The following is a 17,545-nucleotide window of genomic DNA, read 5'->3' on the forward strand; positions in this document are numbered from 1 at the left end:
CTGTCAGCGTCGAAAGTTTATTAACGCTACATCTCAAGAATTCATCTAATGAGCGAGGGGAATACCGGCGACCCTGCCGGCCCGACCGACGGCCAAAATCCCACGGACAACGTCGGGTTCGGCGAGGTGCTACAGGATCTGCGGGCGGGCGGCTGCAACCTGCTCGTCGTCGGCGACGCGCCGCGCCGCCTGTTCACCGAGGCGAGCGCGAGCCTGCTCGGCGGCCCCGACGAGCGTCGCTACCGGCTGCTCGCCATCACGGACGCCAGCCCGGGGAGCGTCGCGGAACGACTCCCGGACCCCACCGAGATGCCCGGCTCGTACGAGGAGACGACCGAGATCATCAACCACGCTTCGCCGCCGCGGTCGGTCGCCGAGGCCGGCGGGAACGCCGACTCGCCATCGCTCGGCGACCTCTCGGAGCGCCGGGTCGTCGACCCGCAGCTCGCTGGATTGCAGGCCGAACTGGCCGAGGCGATGGCGACGTTCGACGCCCACGCCTCCGGGCTCGACTCGACCGAGCTCCGGGTCGGCGTCGATTCGCTGGACGCGCTGCTGGAGCACTACGACGAGGGCGTCGTGCGCCGGTGTCTGCAGGTCGTCACGGGCTACGTCGGCGACTACGCGGCGATGGGCCACTACGTGCTGACCGAGCCGTACGAGAGCGAGCGGGTCCGGTCACTGGCCGGGGAGTTCGACGCGGTGGTCGAACTCCGACCGGTCGATCCGGCCAAGCACGACCACCACGCCGAGGAGCGCTGGCACGTCTCGGACCCCGACGTGACGAGCGACTGGCTGCCGATGTGACCCGGGTCGGTCGCAAGCGGGACACTCCGGCAGGTTGGACGCGAGCGGGACACTCCGGCAGGTCGGACGCGAGCGGGACGCCTTTGCGGGGTTGACGCAAGCGGAACGCTTTCGGTCCACGTCTTCGATGGCTGGGTTACGGAGACCAGATTTCGACCATGCGACCGCGCATCGACGCACTCGGCGACCGGGCGGGCGTGGAGATAGTCGACCCTATCGAAAGCCACCGATTTCTGCTGTACACGGACCGCGAAGCCTCGCCGACCCCCGCCGACACCGCGGCGTTCGCCTACCCCGTCTCGGTCGCGAGCGAGTTCGTCGCCGGAGCCGTCGAACTCCCGTACACCGTGACCGTCGTGGTCCGGGACGCCAGGGACGGCTCTCACGTGCTCGACGTCGGCTACCGGGAGGACCACGAGCTTCCCCGGGACGACTATCTCGTCGAGGTCAACGCGCCGATGAAGCTCTACCTTCGGGTCGAGGCCGCGCTGTCGGTCGCCGCGAACACCGACCGCATCGCGATCACCTTCGACGAGGCGGCCGGGGTACTCGTCGGCGCGCGCTCGCACCACACCTCGCCGGCCGCCACGGTCACGGTCTCGGACGACCCCGCGGACGCGATGGCCGCGATTTCGACGTTTGGCTCCGGGCTGAAGACGACGACCTGCGAGCGCTCGTGGCCGAACCTCCGCGGGCACCCGCCCCGGGTCGAGCGCGGCGACGAGCTCTCCATCCCGGACGACGTCGGCGTGCCCGACACCGGCGTCACGCTCCACGTGCCCGCGGACTTCGAGCACGTGTACGCGGTCGCACCGCTGGCGTACTACTTCGGCGCGAACGTGGTGCCGGCGGAGACGCCGCGAGTGACCGCCGACACGGGCTTTTCGTACCGCCTCGACGGCGAGCGTGGGTTCGAGGAGGAAGTCGTCCGCTTCCTCAAGCGGGCACTCGTCCTCGACTGCGTGACCCGGACCGAGGGGTTCCACCCGATGGACCTCCACGAGCGCCGCGTGCTCGAATCACACCCTGGCGTGGACCTCGACTTCGAGGCGCTGTACGACGCGCCACTCGGCGACCAGCTCGCGGCCTACTGCTCGGTGCCGGACGAGGCGCTCGACGCCGCCGCGCCGACGTGGCACCGGGCCACCCACGTCCGACCCGACCCGGACGCGGTCGAACTCCTCCCGTACGTCGTCGACGACCTCTCGCTGGTCCGCGTGGAGTCGCCAGCCGTCGAAGCGTCTGCGGACGGGAGTTCCACGGACGTCGAGTCGCCCGGCACGAGTTCCGCGGACGCCGAGTCGCCCGACGGGACCGACCAGACGGCGGCGTTGGAGTCGTTCAAACGCGGGCCGCCCACCGCCGACTCTCGCGACGCGGGCGTCCCCGAGACCGACGAGTACGTGCCGCTCCCCGACTCCGACGCCATCGAACGCGCGTGGATCGGCGAGGGTACGCCCGTCCACGGCGCGAAGCTGCTACGGGCGGCGTTCGAGCACGACCGGCCCGCGCCGACCGACGGCGTCATCGACGTGATGGTGGTGTGCAACGACGAGGGGATGCGCGAGGAGTGGGACGCCGTCTCGGACGTGTACGGCGCTGGCGGGGCCAGGGAGGTCGCGCCGTTCGACGTGGACTGCCGGTTCGACGTGCCGACCGACGACCTCCGGGAGCTGCTCGCGGCCGACCACGACGTGTTCCACTTCGTGGGCCACATCGACGGCCGGGGACTCGCGTGCCCGGACGGTATCCTCGACGCCGAAACCGTGGAGCAGACCGGCGCGACGACGGTCCTGCTGAATGCCTGTCGCTCGCACGACCAGGGCATCGAACTCGTGGAGGCGGGCGCTCGCGCGGCCATCGTGAGCTGGGGCGACGTGGACAACGGCGGCGCGGTCGAGGTCGGCGAGACGTTCGCCCGGCTGCTCAACTACGGCTTCGACGTCGGCGGCGCGCTCGAGATCGTCGAGGAGTACACCGCTATCGGTCGCCACTACGTCGTCGTCGGCGACCCCGGTGTGAGCGTCTCCCAGTGCGTGGACGCGATGCCCCTCCGGTGTGAGTTCGACCGGGACCCGAACGACCCGCCCGACCCGGACGAGTCGGTCGAGGTGGCCGTCAACGTGTACGCGACCAGCGACCTCGGCGTCGGCGGCGTGACCGAGCCGTACCTCGGGGACGACGGCGGGCCGAACTACTACCTCGTCCCCGGACGGCTCGACACGTTCACGAACACGGGCAGGGAACTCCGGGAGATGCTCGGTGACGACTCGGTCGCCATCGACGCGAACGGGACGCTCCGCTGGGCAGACGCGTGGCTCGGCGGTGAGTCCGCTGAGTAAGCGGTGAGAAAAACCGGGGGCGCTCTCCTCAGGCCAGTACGTCCGCGTCGAGCAACTTCTCGGCGACGTACTCGGCAGCGGGACGGTCTTCGCTCTCCTCGAAGCGCGCGACGATTCTCGACTCGCCGTCGACCTCGCGCTCGGCGACGATGGTCGGGATGAGCGTGACCTCGTAGTCGTCGACGCGCTCACCCTGCTTGTCCTCGTCGACCTCGTGGACGCTGACCTCGTCGTCCGGGACGCCCGCGGCCTCCAGCGCCGCGAAGAAGTCCGGGAGGGTGTCGTGGCAGTCGCCACACCAGTCGGCCCCCCACACGCGGTAGGTGACCTCGCCGACCGCGACCTCGAACGCGTCGACGACCTCGCTATGTGCCGCGGCGTCCCAACTCGGAGATGGTTCCGTCGAATCCATGTGGTCGGATTGTCGCTTGACGGGCTTAATCGCACGGGTCCGGGCAGATACGGTCGGGGTCTGGTTCGGAATCGAAATGGACGGGATACGTTGTAACTCGTCTATTCTATCGAGATATCGTCTATTTTGTTAAAACCTCGGCGCGCGCGTTACTCGCGCGCGAGGGACGAGGACCGCAGCGCAGCGAGGACCGCAGGAGGCTGGGGAGGACGAGGCGCGGTGCTGTGCGGTTGCGGTCTCTCCTATGTCGAGGGAATAGCTAGCTCAATCGAAACAGAAATTAACGCAATCCTGAAGCTAGCTACTTCTTGAGCCTCGGCGTGACCGCACAACACCGCAACAGCACCGCGCCTCGTCCTCCCCAACCGCCTGCGTTGTCTGCGAACTGCGTTCGCAGATCAGCGAGACGCTTTGCGTCTCGCAAGCCTCGGTCTCCGTTTTCACTCCGACCTGCGCTACTCGGCCCTCGCGCGATTTGGCGCGACACGAGGTCGCGCCCGCACGCGCCGGGTGGAAAGGCGAGCCAGCGCGCGCCACGTAGAAAATCACCCCAGAGCGCCCCACGTGGAAAGACTAGCCAGCACGCGCCCAGTTGCAAAATCCGAAATTCGATTCGGTAACTGTCGATGGATCCTCCGACTCACTCCCCGTCCGTCAACCCGGCCACGAGGTCCGCGACGTACTCCAGTTCCTCCTCGTTCACGCCGTGGCCCATCCCCTCGTAGATGCGCTCGGTCACGTCCGCGCCGAGGTCGGCCAGCACGTCGCGCGTTTCGTGGACGCGCTCGACCGGGATGTGGGGGTCCACGTCGCTACAGCCGAGGAAGACCGGCGTACCACCGTCGGACCACTGGGCCGACGAGGATCGCGAACCGTCGGTTCGCTCACCGCCCAGATCGCCGTCGTAGTCCCGCGGGGTTCCCTCTGGCCCGATGAGGCCGCCGCTGAGCGCGGCGAGGCCGCCGTAGCGCTCGGCGTTCCGGGCGACGAACTCGCTGGAGAGGCAGGCCCCCTGCGAGAAGCCGACGAGCGCGACCTTCTCGGTCGGAACCCCGGCGTCGGTGATGCGGTCGAGTGTGTCGCCTACGAGCGCGAGTGCGGACGACAGGCTCGGCTCGTTGCTGTCGATCTCTTCGAGGAACGAGTTCGGGTACCACGTCCGGCCCTTGGCCTGTGGCGCGAGGTAGGTCACGCCGTCGGTCGCGAACTCGCCGACCATCTCCAGCATGCTCTCGGCGGTCGCGCCTCGGCCGTGGACCAGCAGGACCGCGGCGTCGGCGTCCGCCAGCTCCGCGCCTGCGGTTCCGACCGGCTGTCCCTCGTGGGGGTCGACGTCGCCCCGGTGGGGATTGCGTCCCGCCATCGTTACCTCCGGCCCTCCGAGAACTCGCGTGCGTTCATCGTCCGGAACTACCCGACCCGCGCCCTTGAGACTTGCCGGGGCCTCGGGGAAAGCAGGTTACCGACCGTAACCCGAACTCTAAATTCCCAGCATCTCGCGCGCTTCGTCCGGGCTCGCGACCGGCCTGCCCAGCGTCTCGGTCAGTTCTGCGGTCCGGGCGACCAGCTGGGCGTTGCTCTCGGCGAGTTCGCCCCGGCCGTAGTAGACGTTGTCCTCCAGCCCGACCCGGACGTGGCCGCCGAGCAGGATACCCATCGTCGTGAGCGGAAGCTGGTGGCGACCGAAGCCAAGCGTGTTGAACAGCGCGCCGTCGGGCAGGTTCGCCACCGCGTTGAGCAAGTTCCGGGGCGATGGCGGCGAGGTGGTTCCCCCGCCGAAGATGAGCGTCGCGTAGATGGGGTCGTCGAGGTCCCGGCGCTCCAGCAGCCCCGCGACCTCGTTGAGGTGGCCGTCGTTGAACACCTCCAGTTCGGGCTTGATGCCACGGTCGACCATCTCGTCGTACAGCGAATCGACGGTCGCGCCGGTGTTCTCGCTCGTGAGGTGGCGATACCGATTCAGCGGCCCCATGTCGAGGCTCGCCATCTCCGGCGGCGGGTCGGTCCGGAGCGACTGGCGACGTGCGTCGACCGGCGCGCTGGTCCCGCCGGTCGAGTGCTGGATCACCAGATTCGTGCGCTCGCGCACCTCGTCGGTGATGGCCTGAAAGCGCTCGCGGTCGAACGACCGCTCGCCAGAGTCGTGGCGGGCGTGGAGGTGGACCACCGCGGCTCCGGCCTCCTCGCAGGCCGCGGCGGCCTCGCCGATCTCTTCGGGAGTCTCGGGCAGGTTCGGGTTGGCCTCCTTGCCGTGGACCCCGCCGGTCAGCGCCGCGGTGACGATCACCGGCTCGCCCGCGAGGTAGTCGTCGTAGCCCGCCATCGGTCAGGAGCCTCCCACGCCGTCTGCCGGGTCGTCTGCGTCCACACCTGGAACGTCAGGGAGACCCTCGTGGTCGCGGTAGATCTCGCAGTCGGTCTCGTGGTCGAGGCCGTACCGGTCGTTGCAGATGTCGGCGCGCATCGCTTGCACGAACTCCCCGGATGCGGTGCAGTACGCGCGCTCGGCGTCGTTCCCGTCGTCCGCGAGGGGTCGGTATTCGAGGTACGGGCACTCGTCGGCCATGGGTCACGGGACGGACTGTCGGGATAAAAAGTTCGGCGTCGAAGTCTCGGGGTCGGGGGTCGTTCGAGTCGCACCCTCGCTGGATTTTTCATGCTATGCTCGGAATGATCGGTCATGTCGAACGAACGCGACCGCCCCGAAGCGGATACCGGGGACGGGTCTCCCGCTCGAAACGGACTCGGACGGCGGACCTATCTGGGGAGCGTCGTCGTGGCGGCGACGGGCCTCGCCGGTTGCTCGTCGAGAAGCGAGGAGGATTCGACCCCACCGACCGAGATCGCCACGCCGGCGGTTACCGCGACCGCGACGAGCGAAACGACCGAACTCTCGACGAACGCGCCGACGGAGACACCGACAGCCGACCCTGCGTTCTCGGGAGTCCGGTTGGAAACCGAGACGCCCCGACAGACCCAACCAGCCACCGTCGCCGTCGACGTGACGAATCAAGGGGACGCGTCGGTAGCGGCTACCGTCGCGCTCGCCGTCTCGGGGGAGTCGACGGACTCAGCGTCGGTCTCGCTGGCCCCCGGCAGCACAGGCACGGCGGAGTTCGAGATACGACATCCACGTGTCGGTGAGCAGACCGTCGAGGCCACGCTCTCGGTCGACGGCGAACGGCAGGACACCACGACTACGTCGATGACTGTCGAGCAGTACCCTCCGTCGTTCGTCGGTCGGGACGGCGCGAACTTCGTTCTCGACGGTTCGCGGTTCCGGTACGTCGGCGCGAACAACAACCACCTGCCGGTCCGTCAGTGGGGCCGACAGTACGTCGACCGCCTGTTCGAGTATCTGTCGAACCACGGGGTTTCGGTGGTTCGAACCTGGGGGTTCCCGCCCGCTTGGACCGATTCCGACGTCCATCCCGAACCCGGGACCTTCCGGGACGACTGGTTCGAACACTTCGACTACGTTCTCTTGGCGGCCAAACGCCACGACATCCGGCTGGTCCTCCCGCTGTTGAACAACTGGTACGGCGGTGAACACGCGCCGAGTCCGGCCGCGTACGCCGACTGGTCGGACACCGCCGAGACCAAAAACGACTTCTTCGGCGACGAGCAGGCCAACGAATACTACCGGAACTACGTCGAGTACGTCCTGACTCGTACGAATCAGTTGACCGGCGTCGAGTACCGGGACGACCCGACCATCCTGATGTGGGAAGTGGGCAACGAAATAGAGTACCACGACGAACGGCGAGGTGAACCGCTCACGAACTGGTATCACGACGCCGCCAGCCACATCAAGTCCGTAGACGATTCGCACCTCGTCGGCACCGGCATGCACGGTGCGACCGGAGACGTCTTCGAGTCGTGGAACGTCCGGAACGCGTACGTGGAGACCCACGAGTCCGAGGCGATCGACGCGTGTTCGTTCCACAGCTACCCCGTCGAGCGCCACGGTGGTGACATCACGGTCCGCGAACAGGAAGCGTTCGCCGAGTACGTGCGCACGCACGTGCGTGAGGCGCATGAAGAGGTCGGTAAGCCCGCGTACTTCGGCGAGTTCGGCGCTGTGGTAGACGCTGACGGGAGTTTACCGGTCTCGCAGAGAAACGAATTCTTCCGGACGGCGACTCGGGTCGCCCGCGAGGAGGGCCTCGACGGCGTTCAGTTCTGGTTCGCGGAGCTGCGCGACCCGAAGAACGACGGTTCTCGGCGCACGCACGAGGACAATCCGCTCGCAATCTTCCCGGACGAGACGTCGACGTGGAGTGTCGTCGAGGACTACGCTGATAGCTTGGAGTAGGTCGCTCCCGCCTGCTTGGCCCTCGTCCGGCAGTTCGACGGTCCGAAGGTCGGCGGCCTGCGCTGGCGACGCGCGGCGACGACTCGGCCTACAGGTCGAGTGTCCGCAGGTCCTCGGCGAACCGGACGTCGCCGTCGTACACCGCGTCGATGGAGTCGAGCATCTCCTCGTGGCGACCCTCGGTGTGCGGGTAGAGGTGGGTCAGATAGACGCGACCGATGTCCGCGTCCGAGCCCGCGAGCGCCTCGCCGAGCTGGGTCGGCGTCGGGTGGTTGTCCACGTCCACGTCGTCCGGGAACGAGCAGTCGTGAGCCAGCACGTCGCAGCCGTCCGCGAAGTTCCCCAGCCCCTCGAACGCCTCGGTGTCGCCGCTGTAGGTGAACCGGTCGCCGAACCGGTAGGCCAGACACGGCAGCGAGTGGCGCGTCTCGAACCCCTCGACCTCGAACCCCGCGACCTCGAACTCGTGGGCTCCGACCTCCCGGATCTGGAGGTCCACCTTGTCGCGGAGGTAGTCGTACACGTCGATGAGGTCGTCCAGCAGGGCCTTGGTCCCGGTCGGGCCAACGACTTCGAGGTGGTCCTCGCCGGCCAGCCATCGGGCCTTGAGCAGCGAGAGCAGGTCGGAGGTGTGGTCGAGGTGGTGGTGTGTCAGCAGGACGGTCGAGACGTTCTCGTAGCCCACGCCGGACTGCTGGAGTCGGTGGAGGACGCCGCTCCCGCAGTCGACGAGCAGCCGGCGGTCCGTCTCCTCGTCCGAGACGAGGATGCCGGTCTGGTAGCGCTCGCCGGTCGGCATCGCGCTTCCCGTGCCGAGAAACGTGACGTTCATGTTGGACACCCCCGCGGCGAACGGTCATAATGGCTTCGGGACTGCTTTGGCGTCGTAAACTTGGTTTCGGCGGTACGCTGGATTTCGACACGGAACTCGGGTCGTGAGTGAAGAGACAGTTCGTGAGTGAAGAGACAGTGTTAGACCCGGCGCGCGCTTACCCTTCTTTCCACCCTGGCGCGTGCTGGCGCGGCACGAGGCACCGGCAGACAACCCGCGTCTGCCGAGCAGTCGGTCGCTCCGCTCGCGGTTTCACCGCTCGCATTTCCGCGGCCGTCGGCCGCGCCCCGCTCCCGACAACCGCGCCAGCACGCGCCGAGTGAGAGGACGAGCAAGCGCGCGCCGAGAAGGAAGATAAGCCAGCGAACAACTGGGATAATGAGCCAGTCTCCGCAGAGCCGATCCAGTCGAACCCGATTCAGCCGCAAAGAGATCGGTGTCGGGCGCGTATCAGTCAAGCCGATACCGAAGTAACGCCGCGATCCCGCCGAAACCCGCTAACTGATCGCCGGGTGCGAACTCGCTGGAGAACACCGTCACGTCGCCGCCCTTCTGCTCGGTCGTGGTGATGAGGTCGTTCACGTCGAACGGCCACTCGCCCGCGTCGTCGCGCTCCTCCCGCAATCGCTCGTCGAGGAGCAGGAGATGCTCGATGGCTCCGTAGTCGGCGGCCTTCTGGACCTGCTCGGGACCGTAGGCCACCCGCGAGCCCTCGCCGATTCGCTGGGTCAACTCGTCGATGAGTTCGGCCTCCTCGGCGATGCGGGTCTGCTTCTGGACCTCCTCGACCGCGCCGCGCTTGAGCACCTCGTGGACGCCCCGGTCGCCGACCGCGCTGGTGTCGACGGTCGTGATCTTCTCGGTCAGGTCCGCCGCGTTCTCTTCGACGTAGTCGTAGGCGTCCTGCTTCGTGAACCCCGGGCCGGCGAGCACGATGGCGTCGACATCCATCCGCGAGAGCGCCTGAGTGAGTTCCGCGAACAGTTCGTCCCGGCCGCGAGCGTACTCGCCTTTCCCTGTCGTGCCCGAGAACTCGGCCTTCTCCTCGGCTCCGTACTGGGTCACGACGTGGATGTGGGCCGTCCCCTCCTCGACCGTGGCGATGGCGACGTCGGGGTTGTCGGTCGCCTCCTCGGCCTCTTCGAGCCGGTCGAGCTGGTCGGGCTTCCACAGCTTCTCGATCTCGATCTCGGCGTTCTCCTCGACGTTGAGGGTGTGGTGCTGGCCGAGCTGGTCCTCGCGCGAGCAGTCCGCGATGGTGCCGCCGATCCGAAGCCGGTTGGCGAACTTGTGGAACTCGACCGACTCGACCTCGATGGCGACCCACATGTGCTCGCGCTCGCCGCCGGTGTCGCGCATCTGATCGTCGTTGCGCTGGATGCGCCGGGTGGTGTCGCCCGAGACGAGGTCGTCGGGTTCGAGGACGTAGGAGAGGTGCCAGAGGTCGTCGAGGCTCTCGGGGACGAGCGCGATACGCTCGCCGCCGCCCTCGACGCGCTGGCGGCTCTGAATTCGCATATCCCTACGTGGGCCGGCAGCCGATAAGTGACCTACGGTCGCGCGCGACGCCGCGAAAGTCGGGTCACCCGGCCACACTCCGACCCAGCAGCCGTGCGGCGACCACCATCGCGTAGAACCCGAGCGCGAGCCCGACGACCTCCCCAGCACGCCCGAGCGACGCGAGCGCACGGAACAGGAGCGCCGCGACAGCGACGACCGACAGCGCCGCGACCCATCCGACGAAGTATCGCGCGTCGGCTACGCTCCGGCGCAGGTGATCCAGTTCGACCGCCGACCGGACCCGGCCGCTCCGGGCGACGGCGACGAGCGCAGCGGGCAGGAGGTACGCAAACGCGAGTGAGCCCAGAAAGACGACCGTGCTCGCGCCGAGAACCAGCAGCGAGGTTCCCGCCGTCGCCGACCCGGCTGGCGCGGACCCGCCGACGGTCACCCCGAGCGCGACCGCCGGAATCGCGAGGTAGCCGACCGCGACGCCCGCGCAGAACGTGCAGGCTGCGTAGACGTAGCGCTCTCCCGGAGAACGGCCAGCGCGTACCCGGCAAGCAGGACGACAGGAGCGACTGCGAGAACTGCGAGAGGACCGAGGCGAACGAGTAATCCTGCGAGGACCGCGAGGCTGACGCCGACCAGGAGGCGCTGCTCGGCGCGCTCGCCGTGAAACGGGTAACGAAGCGCCTCGCGGAGCATCTATTCGTCTTTCATCTTGCTCCCGCCGGGCGGCATGAACTCCTGGATGAGGTCGGGGCTCGCCACCTTCCGGACGAACGAGGTGTCGGCGAAGCGCTCGCGGAACTCCCGGTAGATTCGCTTTGCCACGTCGCCCTGCGCGAACCGGCCGGGTTCGACCTCGACGTGGGTCTCGACCTGCGGAACCACTGCGGAGGGCGGCCCGCCGAGGACGCGAGTGTGGGGTTCGCAAGAGATTCCGACCGCGACGCCGACCGCTACGTCCCGGAAGTAGGTGCGGTCGCCCCGGATGGCGAACCCGCCCTTTTCGAGGTACTCGCCGCTCTCGGGCGTCTTGCTCACCTGATCGGGGGTGACCACGTACGCGTCGCCGGTGTATCGGCTGTCCTTCCAGACCGAGGAGTACGACACCGCGAACTGGGCGGCCTCCTGCTTGCTCGCCTCGGGCACGTCCACGTCCCGAGAGGGTTCGCTCGGGTCGGAGGTCTTGAGGATGGTCACCGGCCCGCCGTGGGCCTGCGCGTGGAAGAACAGGTCGTTGCCCTCCATGTACTTCTGGACCAACTCCTCGTTCTGGTCGGCGTTGCGCCCGCCGATGACGAGGAAGTCGTCGCTGGTCCGGAACCACCGGAAGCGCTCGTACCACTGCTCCTGCTTGCGGATCGGGATGGAGGGTTCGGCCAACCAGTCGACCTCCTCGGATTCGGCGTCGGCATCGTCCTCGTCCGCGGGCTCGCCTCCGCCGTCCTCCCCGCCCTCGTCCGCGTCGTCGGCCTCCCACTCCTCCTTGCGGCGCGTGGCGGCCTCCAGTTGCTCGCGGGTGTCCTCGATTGCGGCCAGCGCGCCCTCCTTCTTGCCCTCGACGCGCTTGGCCTCGGTGTACAGCCGGTCGGCGTTCTTCTCGACTCCGGTCGAGGCGTCGAGTTCGACGGGCGTGTCGTCGATCTCGACCGTGACAGTGCCCTGCTCGGGGTCGAGATTTCGCACGGCCTCGGCGGCTGCGATGCCGCGGTCGGCTCCCTCCTCGAACCGGGCCTCGATCTCGTCCCACGAGGTGTCCTCGTCGAGCGCGTTCTGGACCGTGGTCAGTATCTCGTCGGCCAGCCCGTAGTGGCCGTAGAGCAGTTCGGCCTTCTCGCGGACCTGCTCGGCCTCCTGCTCGAAGCCCTCGATTGCCTGCTCTTGCTGCTCGATGATTCGCTGCTGTTTCTCGATCTCGGCCTCGAAGTCGGGGCGCTGGTCGCCCACCTCCGCGCCCTCGCCGCCGTCCTCCGCTTCGAAGTCGACGTTCGCGTAGTAGAAGTCGACCGCTTCGTTGAACGAGTCGAACGCCTCGGCCTCGCGGTCGGCGTACTCCTCCAGCGGCAGGGGCGTCACGTCGACGAGTCGGCCGTCCTCGCGGTAGACCCGCGGGTCGAAGTCGGCCTCGCGGACCGGTTCGGCGAGGCGCTGGATGGCGTCGTAGACGGCCTCGTAGTCCGATTCGTCGGCGTCCGCGATGTCCGTGTCCTTCTCTATGCCCGCACGGGTGCAGACCTCCTCGGCGTACAGCCCGCCGAGGTTGAGCTGCGTGGCGAGCGTGCGAACGATGTCGGTGTCCGACTCCTCCATCTGTGCGACGAATGGCTCGTAGTCGACTTCGAGGGGATTGACCCGCTCGTCGGGGAACTCGTACTGGCTCCCGGGCGCGACGGTCCGGGACTTGAGCCGCACGGTGTCGAGCGAGTCGACGACCTCGCGGTTCTCGTCGAGCACGGCGAGGTTGCCCTGTCCGAAGAGTTCCGCGACGATGGTGGTGTTCTCGTCGTCGCGCTCGAAGTCGAACTGGAGGATGCGGTCGAAGCCGTACTGCTCGACGCCCGCGAAGTCCGCGCCAGACAGCCGGTTGCGCAACATCATGGCGAAGTTGGGCGGTCGGCCGGGCGCGTCGGGCACGTTCTCCACCGCAGCGACGTGGGCGCGCTTGTTCTCGCCGACCTCCACGACGAGTTCGACCCGCCCTCGGTCGAAGTCCCGCATCTTGAGCCGCAGGAAGTCGTCGCCGTAGAGGTACGCCTTGTCGAGCTTCGCGCCCTCGTAGACGCCGAGTTCGGCCACCACGGCCGCGAGGTCGATGCTCGACAGTTCCCGCTTCTGATCCATGCCCCGTTGTTCACTATCGGCGGGGAAAGGCGTATCGTTCCGGCGTCTCGGCGGTGGCGCGGGGGGGGGGGGGGGCCCCCCCCCGCCCCCCCCCCCCCCCCCCCCGGGGGGGGGGGGGGGGCGCCCCCCCCCCCCCCCCCCCCGCCACCGCCGACGTCGAGGTGAGCCGGGCGCTCACACCTCCACGTCCATCCCGTCGCGGCCGAACTCCAGATTCAGTTCCTCGTGCTCGCGCTCCAGTTCGGCGGCCAGTTCCGCGTACTCGTCGGGCCGTCGCCGATAGATCTCCTCGATCTCGGTCAGGATCGCCCGCTCCGGCCCGACCTCCCGAACCTGCTCGACGGTCTGGTCGAAGGTGGTCTGGGCCTCGCGCTCCTCGGCCCACAACTCGTCGGTCAAGATCGGCTCGCCAGCACCCGTCTCGCGGAACATTCCGCACTCCTTGATCCACAGGTCGAGATGGTCTGGCACCTTCGAGAGATCGAGAACCGTCGTCTCGTCCGGGAAGACGAGCGCCGTCGATTCGCCGTCGGCGAAGCAGAATCCCATCGCGGCGTCCGCCGGGCCGTCGGGGTCGAGCGGTGCGCCGATTCCCGTCACCTCCACACCACTGTCGAGGCTCATCGTCTCGCCGTCGCCCAGAAACTCGAACTCGGCGTAGCCCATCTCGTCGTACTCGGTCTCGAGGTCCATCGACCGGTCGAGGCGGTCGTAAGTCGTCTCGCTCAGCACCACGGTCACGGGGTCGACGTTGTCCCAATCGGCGATGGGGAACGCGGGGCGTCCGATAGCCTGCACGACGCGGAGGCCCGCGACGTGGTCGACGTGGTGGTGCGAGAGGAAGAGGTAGTCGACCTCGCTCACGCGCTCGCGGTTCAGCATCGCCCAGATGGACTCGGGAGCGTCCACGACCGCGTTGGCGTCGTGGACGTAGGTCGAGTTGCCGAGTCGCGCGTGGGGGAGGCCTTCTTCGCGAGCGGGCCCACACACCCGACAGTCGCAGGTCGGCATCGGCGTCGGCGAGTCGCCGCCCGACCCCAAGAGAGTGAGGTGCATGAATGCTGTACCGGACACGTCGGGAAAGTCCCGGTGGCCCCGCGGCGCCACGGGCTTCGGGCGGACGTCCGTTCCGTGACCTACTCCGGCAGGAACAGCTGTTCCCACATCTCCTCGGCGACCCCGGTGAGGTGGACCTGTCCGAAGAACGCGACCGCCAGCGCACCCAGCGAATTGTACAGCAGGTCTCGAATGGTGTCGTCGAGGCCGTGCTGAGCCAGCGGCATCGTCAGCCCCGTCTCCTGTGCTGTCACGTCGAGCCCGAACTCGAACAGTTCCCACACCACGCCGAACGCGAGCACGACCACGAGAATGTAGACGAACGCGAACCGTCGCGGAATGTTGATCTCGCTGCTGTGGAGATCGAGTGCCCGGGCGGTGATGTAGCCGGCCCCCGCGACCAGCGACGAAGACAGCGCGTGGGTGAGGTGGTCCCACCACCCGATCTGTCCGTACAGCCCGGCCGACCCGAGCGTGTGCAAGAAGACGGCGGTCGTGATCCACAGACCGAGCCACGGGTCGATGGGAATCTCGTAGTTGCGTTCCAGTGCGGCCGGGAGAGCCGTTATCAGCAGCGCGATACTCCCGTTGACGATGGCCTTCGGTTGACCGTCGAGCAGGCCGTAGACGACGATGCCGAGCAACACGAACTGCATCACTCGGGTGAGTCGTTGCCGGTTCAGCGCCGAGGGCCGAGGTCGCTTCATCGACCGACCCTCCGCCTAATCAGTCGCCAGAGCCATCGGTCGAGCCGCCTGAAGTACGCGTCGAACAGTACGCCCGCAGCGAACCCGCCCACCGTCACCCACGCGAACTCGACCATCAGCGCGTCGTTCGACGCGAGATACGAGGTTCCGAGCAGTCGGTCGAGGGTCCAGCGGACGACCGACCACGCCGCGACCGACGCCATCGTCGTCATGACGACGAACGTGACGGCGAACCAGTGGGTCATCTCCAGCGAGGTGAACGTGTGGAGTTCGACGGTGACGACGAGCGCGAGGCCGGCGATCGACAGGTAGTACGCGAACGGGCCGACTCGGCTGCCGAACAGCCCGTAGACGAGAATCGGGAGGAGTGCCACCGCGAGCAGTTCCCACGGGAGCATCACCCGCCAACTGCCGCGCGCGACCGGTGGGACGAGAACGATCACTGCCGCGATGGCGACGAACGTCACCCACTGGCGGTCGAACTCCAGCGCGCTCTCGACGAACACAAGCACCAGAACGCCCACCAGAAACCACGCGAGGACAGCGTTCCACCGGCCGCTCCGAAACAACTGTTCGAGGCCGCCAGTAGACTCCTCCGCCGGGGGTGTTTCGCTCATTCACGAGCCCCTACAGCCGCTTGCTCACGTACGGCCCGTCCTGATGGTAGCCCAGCTTCTCGCGGTAGTACTCCCGCGCGCCGATGCCCGAGATGACGCTCAGCTTGTCGTATCCCGAGTCGGCGGCCATCTCCTCGGCCTTCCGGAGGAGCTTCGTCCCGTAGCCCTTGTGCTGCCAGTCGTGCGATTGGTCGCCCACTTCTACCATCGGTCCGTACACGTGTAGTTCGCGAACGAGGGCGGCGTTTTGAAGCTCGCGCCGGACCGGGTCGCCGGGGAAGCGGAGCCGACAGAACCCGATTAGCAGGTCCTTCTCGGGGTCCTCGTAGCTGATGAAGTGCTCGGTCCCGCCGGCGGCCTCGTAGGTCAGCACGTCGAGGTCGACGGTCTCCGGGTTCTCGTCGTTCATCCCGACCTCGCGACACCGGATGCAGTCACAGTCCCAGCCGTGGTCGTCCATCTTCTGTCGGGCGAGCTGGCGGAGGTTCGACTTCCAGACGCCCGCGTCGATGAAGTCCGCGGGGATGTCGCGCTGGACGCGCTGAAGCCGCGTGTACTTCGGAATCATCGACTTGATCTCGGCGACGAGTTCGGCGGCCTCCTCGTTCCGCAGGGGTTCGTACTCGTCGCGGTGCCACCAGTCGTACGTCGCGGTGCCCCGGACCACGAGCGTCGGGTAGATTTTCAGGTAGTCGGGCTTCCACTTCTCGTCCTCGAACAGCCGGCGGAAGTCCTCCAGACACATCTCCTCGCTCATGCCGGGCTGGCCGGGCATCATGTGGAAGCCGACCTTGAACGCGGCGTCGCGCAGCCGCTGGTTGGCGTCGATGGACGCCTGCACGCCGTGACCGCGGTGCATCTCGCGGTTGATGCGCTCGTAGGTGGTCTGAACGCCCACCTCGACCTTCGTGCCGCCCAGATCGAGCATCCGGTCGATCTGCTCGGGGTCACACCAGTCGGGCTTGGTCTCGAACGTGATGCCGATGGCGCGCACGTCGTTGGTCTCGTTCTCGGCGATCACGTCTTCGAGGTAATGGAAGTCGACGGTTTCGGGGTCTGGCGCGAAGCTCTCGTCCTGCGAGGGCTCGGGTTCTTTCGCGGTGTCGTAGTCGTTCATCGCTTCCAGTGCGCGCTTGACGAACCACTCCTGATAGTCGTGGCTGCGAGCGGTCATCGTCCCGCCCATCAGGATGAGTTCGACCTTGTCGACGGGGTGGCCGATCTCGCGCAGTTGCTCCAACCGCAGGGTGACCTGCCCGTACGGGTCGTAGTCGTTCTGCACCCCGCGTGCGGCCGCGGGCTCGTGGCCGGTGTAGCTCTGCGAGGAGGAGAACTCCGAGCCGGGACCGCCCGGACAGTAGAGGCACTTGCCGTGCGGGCACTGGTGCGGGCTGGTCATGATGGCGACCGGCGAGACGCCCGACGCGGTCCGGACGGGCTTGCGCTGGAGCACCTCCTGGAGGTCCTCGCGGCGCTCGTCGGGCGCGTAGTCGAGCAGTTCGGAGTTCTTCGGGACCTTCGGCGCAGAGTGCTCGGAGCAGACCGACAACTTCTCGCTCTCCAGGTCGTCGCGCTCGACGTCGCCCGCGAGGATGCGCTCGACGAGTTCCTCACAGACCCGCTCGAACGCCTCGGTCTCGGTGGCGTCCGGCGTCTCGGTGCTCATTGATTAGTTCGTATTTGGTCGGTTTGACGGGATAAGGGTGTCGTCTACGGACGCACTCGTAGCTGCCGCGTTCGACGGACTTCCTCGACGTGAACATCAAATTCTACAATTTGATACTCCATTACTGGAACAGCCCTACGAATCCAATGATGGCTGAAACTACCCCTACGATGCGAGTGGCCCAAATGTTCAGATCCGACGGTTCGACGGAGTACGCCGACTGCTGATTCCCCATCGATTTCAACGCCTCACCAGACTTTGCAATACGGTAGGGCCAGATAGCAAATGATCCGCCTGCAATCAACAGGAAGATTCCCATTGGATCGATCATAGGTGTATTTACCAAACGTGTATTTGTGACTCTTTTGCCATCGGAAATATCTCTTTTTCGTTGGGGATTTTCCCAAAGGAGAAGGGTATGTAGTTCCGTCTAGGTTGATA

Annotated in this window: 15 protein-coding genes; 3 read left to right on the forward strand and 12 right to left on the reverse strand. The window is 67.2% G+C overall.

The window, feature by feature from the left end:
• The first annotated feature begins 48 nt into the window (after positions 1-48).
• The gene (locus tag DPQ64_RS06660) at positions 49-807 is read left to right on the forward strand and encodes a DUF7504 family protein (RefSeq protein WP_115863578.1); all 759 of its coding nucleotides are present in this window, start codon (positions 49-51) and stop codon (positions 805-807) included.
• Positions 808-965: 158 nt separating this feature from the next.
• Entirely contained in the window at positions 966-3,149 is a 2,184-nt protein-coding gene (locus DPQ64_RS06665) for a hypothetical protein (RefSeq protein WP_115863579.1), read from the forward strand.
• A 28-nt stretch (positions 3,150-3,177) separates the two neighbouring features.
• On the opposite strand, the gene DPQ64_RS06670 is transcribed toward DPQ64_RS06665, so the two are convergent.
• From DPQ64_RS06670 to DPQ64_RS06685, 4 genes are all read right to left on the reverse strand, one after another.
• Positions 3,178-3,561 (reverse strand): TlpA family protein disulfide reductase, encoded by a 384-nt coding sequence (locus DPQ64_RS06670; protein ID WP_115863580.1) that lies wholly within the window; start codon positions 3,559-3,561, stop codon positions 3,178-3,180.
• Between the two features lie 640 nt (positions 3,562-4,201).
• Positions 4,202-4,924: an alpha/beta hydrolase gene (locus tag DPQ64_RS06675; protein ID WP_115863581.1), complete on the reverse strand. Its 723-nt coding sequence runs from the start codon at positions 4,922-4,924 to the stop codon at positions 4,202-4,204.
• A gap of 117 nt (positions 4,925-5,041) precedes the next feature.
• A complete protein-coding gene (locus DPQ64_RS06680; protein WP_115863582.1) occupies positions 5,042-5,884 on the reverse strand; it encodes a BKACE family enzyme in 843 nt (280 codons plus the stop codon).
• A 3-nt stretch (positions 5,885-5,887) separates the two neighbouring features.
• Complete coding sequence (locus DPQ64_RS06685; protein WP_115863583.1) at positions 5,888-6,127, reverse strand: hypothetical protein; 240 nt, start codon at positions 6,125-6,127, stop codon at positions 5,888-5,890.
• 114 nt (positions 6,128-6,241) lie between these two features.
• Between DPQ64_RS06685 and DPQ64_RS06690 the strand changes: the two genes are divergently transcribed.
• Entirely contained in the window at positions 6,242-7,876 is a 1,635-nt protein-coding gene (locus DPQ64_RS06690; protein WP_115863584.1) for a glycoside hydrolase 5 family protein, read from the forward strand.
• An 88-nt stretch (positions 7,877-7,964) separates the two neighbouring features.
• On the opposite strand, the gene DPQ64_RS06695 is transcribed toward DPQ64_RS06690, so the two are convergent.
• The 8 genes from DPQ64_RS06695 to DPQ64_RS06730 form a co-directional block, all read right to left on the reverse strand.
• The gene (locus DPQ64_RS06695; RefSeq protein ID WP_115863585.1) at positions 7,965-8,708 is read right to left on the reverse strand and encodes an MBL fold metallo-hydrolase; all 744 of its coding nucleotides are present in this window, start codon (positions 8,706-8,708) and stop codon (positions 7,965-7,967) included.
• Positions 8,709-9,158: 450 nt separating this feature from the next.
• On the reverse strand, positions 9,159-10,226 hold the full coding sequence (locus tag DPQ64_RS06700; RefSeq protein ID WP_115863586.1) for an mRNA surveillance protein pelota: 1,068 nt from the start codon (positions 10,224-10,226) through the stop codon (positions 9,159-9,161).
• A gap of 64 nt (positions 10,227-10,290) precedes the next feature.
• Positions 10,291-10,920 carry a DUF4013 domain-containing protein gene (locus DPQ64_RS19740; RefSeq protein WP_269814470.1) on the reverse strand — a complete coding sequence of 210 codons (630 nt, stop codon included), beginning with the start codon at positions 10,918-10,920 and terminating at the stop codon, positions 10,291-10,293.
• A complete protein-coding gene (gene rqcH / locus DPQ64_RS06710) occupies positions 10,917-13,058 on the reverse strand; it encodes a ribosome rescue protein RqcH (protein ID WP_115863588.1) in 2,142 nt (713 codons plus the stop codon). The genes DPQ64_RS19740 and rqcH overlap by 4 nt, the downstream gene beginning before the upstream one ends.
• Positions 13,059-13,232: 174 nt before the next feature.
• The gene (locus DPQ64_RS06715; protein WP_157971620.1) at positions 13,233-14,132 is read right to left on the reverse strand and encodes an MBL fold metallo-hydrolase; all 900 of its coding nucleotides are present in this window, start codon (positions 14,130-14,132) and stop codon (positions 13,233-13,235) included.
• Between the two features lie 62 nt (positions 14,133-14,194).
• Complete coding sequence (locus tag DPQ64_RS06720; RefSeq protein WP_115863590.1) at positions 14,195-14,821, reverse strand: hypothetical protein; 627 nt, start codon at positions 14,819-14,821, stop codon at positions 14,195-14,197.
• Positions 14,818-15,438, reverse strand: coding sequence for a hypothetical protein (locus DPQ64_RS06725; RefSeq protein WP_115863591.1), 621 nt, complete (start codon positions 15,436-15,438; stop codon positions 14,818-14,820). The genes DPQ64_RS06720 and DPQ64_RS06725 overlap by 4 nt, the downstream gene beginning before the upstream one ends.
• Before the next feature lie 10 nt (positions 15,439-15,448).
• Entirely contained in the window at positions 15,449-17,104 is a 1,656-nt protein-coding gene (locus DPQ64_RS06730; RefSeq protein ID WP_115863592.1) for a tRNA uridine(34) 5-carboxymethylaminomethyl modification radical SAM/GNAT enzyme Elp3, read from the reverse strand.
• Positions 17,105-17,545 lie beyond the last annotated feature (441 nt).

Origin of the sequence: Halorussus litoreus, from assembly GCF_003382685.1 — an archaeon.
Classification (GTDB): Archaea; Halobacteriota; Halobacteria; order Halobacteriales; family Haladaptataceae; genus Halorussus; species Halorussus litoreus.